Below are 11,878 nucleotides of genomic sequence, written 5' to 3' on the forward strand. Positions count from 1 at the left end.
AATAAACGATATATCGAAACGTGTCAAATAAATAACTATTTTTAATTATCATTTTTTGCTTATGCTTATATAATGAGTCCTTTAAGTATGCTGTATCATTTATTGATCGTGATGCCCTGGTCAACAGAAGGCATACTAAAAAAGCCACCATTTAAAAGGAGGCTTTTTTAGTATTTTGCAATTAAATTTAAAGAAAATTGATAGCAATTGCTGATAATATTTTAGATAACACCTAAGAATATGGTAATATCTATTTTAAAAACTCATGCTTTTAAAGTCGAGATTTCCAGCAGGTAATACCACTCTTTCAGATAACATTCTATATCTTGTTGGTGTGCTAAAACGATTACCTTCTTTTCCACTAGGTAAGTATTTCATAACTAAAGCTTTCGAAGATTTTTTATACACTTCATCATCATCAATTTTTTCTATAGTTTTGATTTCTTCTACTAATTTAGTAATATCTTCAAGCATCAGTTCGAAATTGATTTCTAAATTTTCTGACTTATTTATTTTCAAACTATTCCCATTCTCAATCAACCACTCGAACAAAAAGTATCCTGTCCCAGCATCAAAATTAGTTAATGCATCTGGCTGTCCTGGATATCTTATCAATCTTTCAAGAATTACAAATTCTAGTAATTCATTTTTATAAGGTAATGAATATTTATCTAAAGTTAAAATTGATTCGCAGTCTACTTTAATTTCTTCTAAAATACCTGAATGAAAATTCATTTTAGACTGTAAATTCTCATTCAAAGGTCGAGGTCCTTTGTGATGAAAGTAATCATGTAAATACCCCCAAATTGATCGAACCGTATAACATTCTTCAGCGGTTAATGTGGTGGAAACCCAATGACTTTGGTCTATTAAAACGTTTGCTCTTTGTATTGTTTCATTCATCCATATTTTTTGAAACTTATTAAAAAAGAACACTGCAAAAGATTGATTATTAATCTTCTCTTTAGTAGAAATATTTTCTGGGAAAAAAACTATACAATTTCCCTCTATTACTCCATTAGATCCGGTTATCAACTTAGTTGATTGGCAACCTGATCCTGGATGTGGTAATAATTTTTCAATTTCATTTAATAATTGTGGTTCATATCGTTGAGCAAATATTGCTTCAAAAAAATACCCTGTAGGTTTAGGACCATTTGGACATTTAACTGGACCAACAAACATTACTAATTCTTTATTGTTAGGTGCTTTTAAGTTTTCCAGGGTATTTATAAAATCTGGTTTAAATTCTAAACCTGATTTTATCCAGTTTTGAATATCTTGTTCAAAAGCTTTAGCCATTAACTCATTATTTGTTGCTTTATAGATATAACTTAACTTTTCATTTAATTGATAAAGTGTTTTTTCTATAAAAAATTTGTCGCCAATTATACTGCCATCTTTTGATTGATGTGCTTTAATGATAGTTGTATATGGTATTATCTCTTGTTCAAAATAAATTGTAATATTTTCTATAGATTCAATGTATTTTTTCATTTTTATACTCCCTCTTTACCATCTAATAATGTATTGTAAATCCCATTGGAACTTCACCAAAATCTTTAATTACTTTCAAACTATACTTTTGAGCTGCTGGTAAAGTCGTAATACATGCATCACTTAACCCCTTTGAACACTGTAAAGCAGCTTGAGAATTTGAGTTAACTAACTTAATATTTTTCGAGACAGTAAAATCATATGCCAATCCTGATGGAGCTGGATGTGTAGCTATGATACTATTTCCTAAATCTTTCGTGTCATCATTTGTCGCTAAAATCATATTATAAGTGGGCATTATGAAGCAATCTACTAGTGATAAATCATTTAAATTGGAAAATACAATTTTATGCAAATCTGGATAAACCACGCAACCTAACAATGCTGCAAAATCATTCTTTTTAACTTCTAATAGTGCATCTTCAAGTGTATTATGTAAAAATACTTCCCCTTCTATTTTATTTTCTTCTAACCATTTATATGCAGCTTGCTCACAGTTTGTGTTGATTGGTCCCAAAGTATGAATGAATTTGATATCTTCAATAGCTTTCATCATTATCCTCCGTTTATTTATAATTTATTAAAATTTCATCATCTAACCATTTGTAATAATTAACGCAGTCATCGTAATTATTATGAGTCGTCAAAACAAATCCCGGATATCCAGAGAAATTAGGGTATGGTTCGACAATATTTCCTACTTGCAAAAATTGGAGAATTCTATTAGTTTCTTCTTGCTTCAAGACATTATTAAAACCTTTTAAACTCGTTATTTCTCCATGGCCCTTTGTTGGCACTATATAGTTCCCTGCTATACATTTTGCCACTTCATTGCTGTTTGGTATTTCAACTTCTTGACCTAGCGCAGCAAATAAAGACCATTTAGCTAGATTAAAACCGGTACTAGCTTTAACAATGAAATGTGAAACACCGGACCCTCCTATACGTGCGCCAACTTCCAATATATAAGGCTGATTAGCATTATCAACTCTTAATTCTGTATGTGTAGGACCATTTATAATTCCTAAAGCTTTATTCGCATGTATTACTTGTGCTTCTATTGCCTCTTTTAATGAGTACGATATTTGGGCTGGCGCAATATAAACCCCTTCTTCAAAATATGGACCTTGTGGATTACCTTTATAACCAATAGAGAGAACAGTCGTTTTCCCGTTGTTAACAAAAGATTCTGCCACATATTCTGGACCATTAATATATTCTTCAACAATAATGCCACTAAAAGAATTCCCTTCATTATGCGACATATAATTCAACGTTTGTTCATTAATTGCTTGTACTGTTTCTATACCATTTTTTGCCTCTTGCTCATTATTTGCTTTGATAACGCCTAGACTTGAAAATCCAGTTTTGGGTTTAATAACTATCGGATAATTCATAGCTTTAATCACATCTATATCACTAATATCATCAATTTCTGCGTATTTTGGGTTATTTATATCATACTTATTAAACTGCTTTCTCATAGCACTTTTATCACGCAAATGTATATGTGAATGCTCTCCAGATTTAGGTAGATTTAATTCTGCTGCCAAGAGAGATGTAAAGGTTACCGCACCATCAAACAAGGTCATGACGCCATCAATAGGATCATGTGAATCCAGGTGTTTTAATTCATTTATTGCCACTTGTTCATTAAAAATATCTATTGATAGTTGTCTTTTAACTGCTGGTAAGTCAACGGGTTGCTGCTTTAGTCTATTCACCAATGTTAATCGAATGCCTAATTTTTCTGCCTCTTCAAATATAAAGGGGATATCAATATTTTGATAAATTAATACAATGTGCTGTCCCATATTTAATTACTCCTTCGTTAAGTATTAGATCTATTTTTGTGAATATTAGTGCTAAAATATTGGAAAATTGTAGTTATAACCTTAGGGCTTATGTTTATGAGCATAACACCGCATAGTATTAAAGCCGTTCCTACATACGTGTAAATATTTAATGTTTCACCTAAAAACAAGGAACCTAAATAGAGCGCTATTGCCGGGGAAATAAATAAATGTGCACTTGCTCTAGATACATGCCAATGCTTTAACAGTGTCATATATAATGCTAGACCAATGACTGATCCAACAGTTGATAAATAGAGTAATGCATATAAACTCGGCCCATGAAAAGTTCGATTCCCATTCTCTAGTAGTAAGCTAGCAAACCCTAATCCGATACCACCTATAATCATTGCTACAGCATTAAAGTTAAATATAGGCATATATGATAAATGGTCTCTTACTTTAATCGTGACTAAAGCACTACCTAGACCACTTGTTAAAATAAGCAACATAGATACAATACTTAATAGAGAATAATCAATTTGAAATGTTTGCCAAAATATTATGATAATTCCAATCAAGCTGAACAAAACCCCAGATATTTGCATCTTTGTAGCAGGTATTCCACCAAAAATTTTATTGAATATTAACAGCATTACAGCAAGCATAGACATTAACACAGAAACTAAACCACTAGATACATATTGCGTTCCCCAGTAAACAGTACCAAAGGGGACACTAAAATAAAAAATGCCATAAAATAAGGCAAGCATATAACCTTTAGGCGGCAACTTCCATTTTTTAAATATTAGCAAAATTATACATATAAGTGATCCTGAAATTATAAAACGCATAGATGATGACCAAAAAGGCAGACTATTTTCCAATCCTATTCTTTGTGCTCCCCACGTCGTTCCATTTACTAAACATATAATTACAAAAAATAACCACAGTAATGATTTATGATTCAATATTATGCACTCCTTTGAAAATACATAATTTATATAATACTATAATATTTTCTTATTACAAGAAAATTCTAAAATTTCTAAATATTTTTAAAATAATAAATTTGTTTAACATGTAAATAAGACCAAAAATGAACTAACCCTTGTTAAAGGATTAGCCCTTGCTATATTTAAAATCTATTTTGTCTCAAAAAGGACGCCTTACAAATAAGGCGTCCTTGTTATGTTAATAACTATTATATTTATTTATAACCAAAAGCTGAAAGTGCTGAATCAAGCAAAGTTACAGCACTATTTCCTACATTTGAAACTTGCTCTCCAAGAAAAGAAATTGCATTATCTTCTACTCCACTAATACTATCAACAAAATCTACGATAGCTTAGTCAAAATTATTTTGCTCTTCTATAATTGCACCTACTCCTTGTCTCTATTTCAGAGTCGACTTTATCAGTCAGATTTATCACCTTACTTAATCATTACGCAAAATATTATTCATGTTCATCTAAACTAATGAAGACGTTTGGAACAATTATCATTCAATACATTTTACAAAAATCGATAAATCAATACTTCAAACAAAAGATTTTTAGGCATAGTAAATTGCAATAAACCTTTATTTATTTCGTGTTTACATACAGTGTTGATAAGCGTAGATTAATAGTTGTAAGTAGTAATATTGTGTAGAAGGAAGGAACGTTTCATCATGAAAAATTCAATAAAATACCGTAAATTTATTTTACCCCTAATTATCGGTATACTCATCTGTGCATTTACCCCTATCAAACCGGACGCATTAAGCCTACAAGCTTGGTATATGTTCGCGATATTTGTAACAACGATTATTGCTTGTATTACACAACCTATGCCAATCGGCGCAGTATCTATACTTGGGTTTACAGCCATGATACTAACAGGCGTAACTGACATCAAAACTGCAGTAGCAGGATTTGGTAATAACAGTATCTGGCTGATTGTCATTGCCTTTTTTATCTCGAGAGGTTTCGTCAAAACTGGTTTAGGCCGTCGTATTGCACTGCAATTTGTAAAATTATTTGGTAAAAAAACTTTAGGATTGGCCTATTCACTTGTCGGCGTTGACCTTATATTAGCCCCTGCCACTCCAAGTAATACAGCACGTGCAGGTGGTATTATGTTCCCCATTATCAAATCACTTTCTGAATCCTTTGATTCGGATCCAAAGCAAGGAACAGAACGGAAAATGGGTGCGTTTCTTATCTTTACCGAATTCCAAGGTAATTTAATTACTGCCGCCATGTTTTTAACTGCAATGGCAGGTAATCCATTAGCACAACACCTTGCCGGAAGTACTGCTAACGTAAATATAACGTGGATGAACTGGTTTTTAGCCGCCTTAGTGCCTGGCTTAATATCTCTAATCGTTATACCTTACGTTATTTATAAAATATATCCCCCAAGCACTAAAGAAACGCCAAATGCTAAAAACTGGGCTAATAAAGAATTAGCAACAATGGGAAAAATATCAACCGCAGAAAAATATATGATTACAATCTTCATCATTTCATTACTGCTTTGGATAACAGGAAGCATGATTAACATAGATGCCACGTTAACAGCATTTATTGCCCTATCGTTATTATTGTTAACAGGCGTACTAGAGTGGAAAGATATTTTAAATGAAACAGGTGCCTGGAATACATTAATTTGGTTCTCAGTGCTCGTACTCATGGCAGATCGGTTAAATAAATTAGGCTTTATTCCATGGTTAAGCAAACTCATCGCCACAAGTTTGGGTCACTTCAATTGGCCCATTGTTCTTGTTATTTTGTTGCTATTCTATTTTTATTCTCACTATTTATTTGCGAGCGCAACCGCACACGTCAGCGCAATGTATGCCGCGCTATTAGGTGTGGCAGTTGCTGCAGGCGCGCCACCGTTATACAGTGCATTAATGCTAGGTTTCTTTGGTAACTTGTTAGCTTCAACGACACATTACAGTAGTGGCCCAGCACCAATCCTATATTCAGCTGGCTATATTTCTCAAAAACGTTGGTGGACTATGAACTTTATCCTGGGAATTGTATATTTCATTATTTGGATAGGTTTAGGTTCCGTTTGGATGAAATTAATTGGTATTCTATAGATTAAACAATGTCCCCACCTTTCGTCATAAGCTTTTATAATATAAAAATAATGTACACTAATCTTTATAAATATAATATAAATGTAACAACGCCCTTCACACATGGTGAAGGGCGTTGTTATTATTAAATTCTGATTATTTTAAAATTAATATTGCAATTGTTAGCCAACTCATTTATGATGGTTAATAATTTAAGATATTAATCGTGGAAAAAGAAAAAGTATTTAGTTCACACACAGGGAATAGAGGTCACCGGCTGAAAGCTTCTATATTTATAAATACTTTACTACTTTGGAGATATGTATGAAAATACATCGTTTAATAACATGTTACGTTATTCCATGAGCCTTAATTGATTAACAAATCAATTAGGGGAATTTGGGTGGTACCACGAGACTGCGCTCGTCCCTATATCTATAGGGATAAGCGCAGTTTTTTATTATAAATTAAAGGAGTGATATCAATGTTTAACGGTAATGTAAAAGTTCAATTATCAAATAATAATGTATTGGAGGTGCCACAAAATACAACACTACTTCATGTTGCTAAAAATATTGGTAGCTCTTTTTCAAAAAAAGCTGCTCTTGGAGACGTTAACGGGGAATTAAAGGAACTAAGTTATTCTCTAAATGAAGATAGTAAAGTAAATTTTATCACTTTTGAAGAACCCGAAGCTGAAGCATCTATAAGATATACATTGTCTTTTTTAGTCGGTTACGTCATTCATAATAACTTTGAAGGTATTGAAATTGCTGATATAGGTGTAAGCAATGAAAGCTTTTATTGTGATTTCCAAACAACTATTAAAAATCTTAATAAAGATGATATAAAACGCATAAATAAATCACTTAACAAGCTTATAGAATCTAATCCCACAATAAAGGTGTCAGAAGTATCATCAGAAAAAGCGCAACAATTGGTAGCTGATCAAAAATACATGCGCTATCACATTGAAAATAATGAGAATGACAAGGTTAAAATTGCTGAAATTGGGGACTATAAATCATTAATTAGTTACCCTATTATTAGTAATTTATCAAAATTGAAAAACTACAAACTCAAAAACATATCATCTACAAATTGGTTGAGAGATGTAAATAATGAAGCATTACAACGTATATCTGGTATAGCTTTTGCTACTGAAACAGCCCTAGCAGCACATGAAAAGTTTCTTGAGCAATACCACAATATCAATCATAGAAAAATAGGTAAAGAACTGGAGTTATTTACATTTTCTGATTATGCTCCTGGTATGCCTTTCTATAAACATAATGGGCAAATTATACGTCTGGAACTACAGAACTTTTTAAGAAAACTACAATTTGCAGAAGATTATCAAGAAGTATATACACCCTTTATCATGAATGAAGCATTATGGAAAAACAGCGGTCATTGGGACCACTATAAAGATAATATGTATTTTACTGAAGTTGATGATGTAAGATATTCATTGAAACCTATGAATTGTCCGGGCCATATGCTTATTTATAAAAATGAACATCACTCATATAGAGACTTACCTATTCGCATGGCCGAATTCGGTCAAGTTCACCGTCATGAGTTAAGTGGTTCTTTAAATGGATTGTTCAGAGTAAGGACATTCAACCAAGATGATGCTCATATTTATGTCACTAAAAATCAAATAGAGCCTGAAATTCTTAACGTACTTAATTTAATTGATAAAGTGTATACTATCTTTGGCTTTGAATATAGTATTGAATTATCTACGCGTCCTGACGATTATATGGGGGAAATAAGCTTATGGAACTTTGCGGAGTCCTCTCTGAAAAATGTTTTACATTATAATAATTTACAGTATACAGTTAATGAAAAAGACGGTGCATTTTATGGACCGAAGATAGATATCCATATTAAAGACGCACTAGGCAGAAGTCACCAATGTGGTACAATACAACTCGATTTCCAAATGCCAGAAAAATTCGATTTGCATTATATTAACGAGAACAATGAAAAAGAAAGACCCGTCGTTATTCATAGAGCTATTTATGGTTCTATCGATCGCTTTTTAGGTATTTTGTTAGAACATTATGCTGGTAATTTACCGTTATGGTTAGCACCAATACAAGTCAACATCATCCCTGTAAATAATCAAGTGCATTTAGATTATGTGACTCAGATTAAACAAAACTTAAAATCTAAAGGTATCAGAGTTGCTGTGGACAGCAGTAATGAAAAAATGGGTTATAAAATAAGAAACGCGCAAATTAAAAAAATTCCTTATACTATAGTTATTGGTGATAATGAGGTAAGCAACCATACGTTATCTGTGCGAAAACACGGTAATAAATCAGCTCAGACTTTTGAAGCCGATGCTTTTATAGAAAAAATCTTAACAGAAAAAATATCGTAAGTTAAAGTAACAACGCCCTTCATACATGGTGAAGGGCGTTTCATTAATAATTATTTTCTATCTATAGCTCAACGCATGTAAAACTATCTTTCTTGTTATTTTGTCAGTTCCATTTTACACTTTAATCATATCAAGAATTATGAAGGAGTGGAAAAATTGGAATTAAAACAAATATCAAATCATATTTATAAATTAACTGTAGAAACCAATGTCGGTATTCCCATTATTATCAATACCTGGTACATCGTAAACGATGACAATGTATATATTGTAGACTCCGGTATGAATTCCTACTCTAAAACACAAATAAAAGCTGCTCTGTTCCTTGGTACGCCTCAAGCATTATTTTTAACACATGGACACGGAGATCATATTAACGGCGCAAAGGAAATAGCTGAATCACTTAATATTCCAATTTATGCACATGAAAATGAGCTCCCTTATATTAATGGAGAATTACCCTATCCCAATAAACAGGTCGTGGAGCGCACGAATGTCGCATATAAAGTTCAACCCATACATCAATCATTAGACGTACCTTTCACATTTTATTTAACACCAGGCCATGCACCGGGTCATGTAGTTTATCATCATGATGGCGATGATATTCTTATTTGTGGTGATTTATTTATCTCCAGTACCACTGCTTTACATCCACCCATATATAAATTTACTTACAACATGTCACAAAATATTAAAAGTGGCACAATTATTGATGACATTCAGCCATACTTAATTAGTACATCACATGGTGAAGACATTGTTTATGCGGAAGAGTTATACCAAATATACACATTTAAATATGGAGAGGCAGAATAAGTGATAGTTGTTACAGGTAAACACCATTGTACATTAATGCTAGAATTCTTGGTAAATTGCTAGCTTCAATGACACACTACAGTAGTGGACCACCCCACTTCTATATTCTGCTAGCTATATCTCGCAAAAATGTTAGTAGAATCACCATGTCCCTATGCCTTTAGACGCCTCAGAGACTACCCTGAATTATAGCTGTGATTGGTCAAAATACTTTTGTGTATGTTGACAATTTATGGTAATATCATCATGGATAAAAATTCGAGATAATTATAGATAAGAAGGTTTAAATATATTATGACTGAAAATTTTTGGCGTGAATTACCACGTCCATTTTTTATTTTGGCGCCTATGGAAGACGTTACAGATATCGTCTTTCGTCATGTAGTTAGTGAAGCAGCTAGACCTGATGTATTTTTTACAGAATTTACAAATACTGAGAGCTTTTGCCATCCAGAAGGTATACACAGTGTTCGTGGACGCTTAACATTCAGTGAAGATGAACAGCCGATGGTCGCTCATATATGGGGTGACAAGCCAGAGCATTTCCGCGAAATGAGTATCGGTATGGCAGAGATGGGCTTTAAGGGCATTGATTTGAATATGGGGTGTCCTGTAGCTAATGTTGCGAGTAAAGGTAAAGGGTCTGGTTTAATTCTACGACCTGAAACCGCAGCAGAAATTATTCAAGCATCCAAAGCAGGTGGACTACCGGTAAGTGTTAAAACACGACTCGGTTATTATGACATAGACGAGTGGAAAGATTGGTTAAAACATGTCTTTGAACAAGACATTGCCAATTTATCTATCCATCTACGTACACGTAAAGAGATGAGTAAGGTTGATGCACACTGGGAATTAATTGCAGCAATCAAACAAATGCGTGACGACATCGCACCAGATACACTGTTAACGATTAACGGGGATATCCCAGATAGAAAAACAGGCCTTGAGCTTGCTGAAAAGTATGGCATTGATGGTGTAATGATTGGCAGAGGCATTTTCCATAACCCTTATGCTTTTGAAAAAGAGCCACGTGAACATACGAGTAAAGAACTGTTAGGTTTGTTGAGATTACATCTTTCATTGTTCGACAAATATTCCAAAGAGGAATCTCGACTATTCAAACCCCTACGCAGATTCTTTAAGATCTACGTTCGTGGCATCAGAGGCGCTAGCGAACTGCGTCATCAATTGATGCAGACCAATACAACCGATGAAGCCCGTGCATTACTTGATGACTTTGAAGCTCGCATGGACGACGAAGTAAAATCCTAATACGTTTGCGTATTGGGATTTTTTTATTATACAAAATTACTTCATTTATAATGGCAATACTTTAATATTACATCCAGCCCATTAAAATTTTGATATGACACCAAAACGTGTTACGATTAATATAACACCTTTTGGTGTCATATTTTTTCTGGAGGTCTTTGCATGTCTAATAATTCTGAGTTAACGGAAATTAAAAAAGTTGTCACCTTAAATGCCAATCAAGATAAAGTTTGGGATGCTGTCGCAACAGCTGAAGGCATCACAGCTTGGTGGATGCCGAATGATTTTGAACCTGTAGAAGGTAAAGCATTCACCTTACATGCAGGGGAATTTGGAGATTCTCCTTGTAAAGTAACTAAGATTAAACCCAAAACGATTGTCAGTTTTGATTGGGGGAAAGATTGGAATCTTACTTTTAAACTCAAAGCAATCGATGACCATACTACTGAATTCACCCTTATTCATTCAGGTTGGGACGACAATAAAGAAACAGAGTTTGGTCAACCACATTCTGTTGTCCAAGGCTTTATGGACGATGGTTGGGATGAAATCGTAAATACACATTTAGTAAATTACGTGACGTCATAATGCAATCGGTACAACCAAAACACGATGTATTTCATGCCATCGCTGACCAACATCGTCGTAAAATTTTAATGTTGCTTGCTAATGATGAAAGATCAATTACATCAATCACTGATGAGTTTTCAATTTCAAGAACAGCGGTCAACAAGCATTTAACCATACTATATGAATCCAACCTTGTAACCAAAAAAACATCCGGCAGAGAAACCAGATACAAAACCCACGCGCAAGAACTAAAAAAAGTGAGTGACTGGTTGCAGTATTTTGATGTGTACTGGGATAATAAGCTGGAAAACCTTAAAAATTATGTGAATGACAATTAAGTTAAATTATAAAAAGCCTGCTCTTATTATTTGCTATAAGAGCGGGCCTATTTTTATTTTTTCAATAAATCTACTTGCTTTCACTTTAATTTACAATGAGTTATAAAATGCTTTTGTTACTTTA

10 protein-coding genes are annotated in these 11,878 nt (G+C 33.3%); 6 read left to right on the forward strand and 4 right to left on the reverse strand.

The window, feature by feature from the left end; translation table 11 throughout:
* Window positions 1-255 precede the first annotated feature (255 nt).
* The 4 genes from KA845_RS05240 to KA845_RS05255 are packed head-to-tail and all read right to left on the reverse strand — an operon-like array spanning window position 256 to window position 4,261.
* Complete coding sequence (locus KA845_RS05240) at window positions 256-1,497, reverse strand: DUF6421 family protein (RefSeq protein WP_002510386.1); 1,242 nt, start codon at window positions 1,495-1,497, stop codon at window positions 256-258.
* 22 nt (window positions 1,498-1,519) lie between these two features.
* Entirely contained in the window at window positions 1,520-2,050 is a 531-nt protein-coding gene (locus KA845_RS05245) for a hypothetical protein (protein WP_002510387.1), read from the reverse strand.
* 13 nt (window positions 2,051-2,063) lie between these two features.
* Window positions 2,064-3,311, reverse strand: coding sequence for an ATP-grasp domain-containing protein (locus KA845_RS05250; protein WP_210127835.1), 1,248 nt, complete (start codon window positions 3,309-3,311; stop codon window positions 2,064-2,066).
* A 17-nt stretch (window positions 3,312-3,328) separates the two neighbouring features.
* A complete protein-coding gene (locus KA845_RS05255; RefSeq protein ID WP_002510389.1) occupies window positions 3,329-4,261 on the reverse strand; it encodes a DMT family transporter in 933 nt (310 codons plus the stop codon).
* Window positions 4,262-4,962: 701 nt separating this feature from the next.
* On the opposite strand from KA845_RS05255, the gene KA845_RS05260 reads away from it, so the two are divergent.
* From KA845_RS05260 to KA845_RS05285, 6 genes are all read left to right on the forward strand, one after another.
* Window positions 4,963-6,381 carry an anion permease gene (locus KA845_RS05260; RefSeq protein WP_021459554.1) on the forward strand — a complete coding sequence of 473 codons (1,419 nt, stop codon included), beginning with the start codon at window positions 4,963-4,965 and terminating at the stop codon, window positions 6,379-6,381.
* Between the two features lie 463 nt (window positions 6,382-6,844).
* Window positions 6,845-8,752 (forward strand): threonine--tRNA ligase, encoded by a 1,908-nt coding sequence (gene thrS, locus KA845_RS05265; protein WP_103388323.1) that lies wholly within the window; start codon window positions 6,845-6,847, stop codon window positions 8,750-8,752.
* 156 nt (window positions 8,753-8,908) lie between these two features.
* Complete coding sequence (locus KA845_RS05270) at window positions 8,909-9,571, forward strand: MBL fold metallo-hydrolase (protein ID WP_210127836.1); 663 nt, start codon at window positions 8,909-8,911, stop codon at window positions 9,569-9,571.
* 294 nt (window positions 9,572-9,865) lie between these two features.
* Window positions 9,866-10,846 (forward strand): tRNA dihydrouridine synthase, encoded by a 981-nt coding sequence (locus KA845_RS05275; protein ID WP_002510687.1) that lies wholly within the window; start codon window positions 9,866-9,868, stop codon window positions 10,844-10,846.
* A gap of 162 nt (window positions 10,847-11,008) precedes the next feature.
* On the forward strand, window positions 11,009-11,434 hold the full coding sequence (locus KA845_RS05280; RefSeq protein ID WP_021459556.1) for an SRPBCC family protein: 426 nt from the start codon (window positions 11,009-11,011) through the stop codon (window positions 11,432-11,434).
* Window positions 11,434-11,754, forward strand: coding sequence for an ArsR/SmtB family transcription factor (locus tag KA845_RS05285; RefSeq protein ID WP_103388325.1), 321 nt, complete (start codon window positions 11,434-11,436; stop codon window positions 11,752-11,754). Before KA845_RS05280 ends, KA845_RS05285 begins: the two co-directional genes overlap by 1 nt.
* Window positions 11,755-11,878 lie beyond the last annotated feature (124 nt).

Origin of the sequence: Staphylococcus sp. GDX8P114P-2 (genome assembly GCF_017892945.1) — a bacterium.
Taxonomy (GTDB): domain Bacteria; phylum Bacillota; class Bacilli; order Staphylococcales; family Staphylococcaceae; genus Staphylococcus; species Staphylococcus arlettae.

What these genes read in the sequence shown, in the direction of transcription:
- KA845_RS05240 (WP_002510386.1), bottom strand. Translation starts at nt 1,497, where the DNA reads ATGAAAAAATACATTGAATCTATAGAAAATATTACAATTTATTTTGAA.
- KA845_RS05245 (WP_002510387.1), bottom strand. Translation starts at nt 2,050, where the DNA reads ATGAAAGCTATTGAAGATATCAAATTCATTCATACTTTGGGACCAATC.
- KA845_RS05250 (WP_210127835.1), bottom strand. Translation starts at nt 3,311, where the DNA reads ATGGGACAGCACATTGTATTAATTTATCAAAATATTGATATCCCCTTT.
- KA845_RS05260 (WP_021459554.1), top strand. Translation starts at nt 4,963, where the DNA reads ATGAAAAATTCAATAAAATACCGTAAATTTATTTTACCCCTAATTATC.
- thrS (WP_103388323.1), top strand. Translation starts at nt 6,845, where the DNA reads ATGTTTAACGGTAATGTAAAAGTTCAATTATCAAATAATAATGTATTG.
- KA845_RS05275 (WP_002510687.1), top strand. Translation starts at nt 9,866, where the DNA reads ATGACTGAAAATTTTTGGCGTGAATTACCACGTCCATTTTTTATTTTG.
- KA845_RS05280 (WP_021459556.1), top strand. Translation starts at nt 11,009, where the DNA reads ATGTCTAATAATTCTGAGTTAACGGAAATTAAAAAAGTTGTCACCTTA.
- KA845_RS05285 (WP_103388325.1), top strand. Translation starts at nt 11,434, where the DNA reads ATGCAATCGGTACAACCAAAACACGATGTATTTCATGCCATCGCTGAC.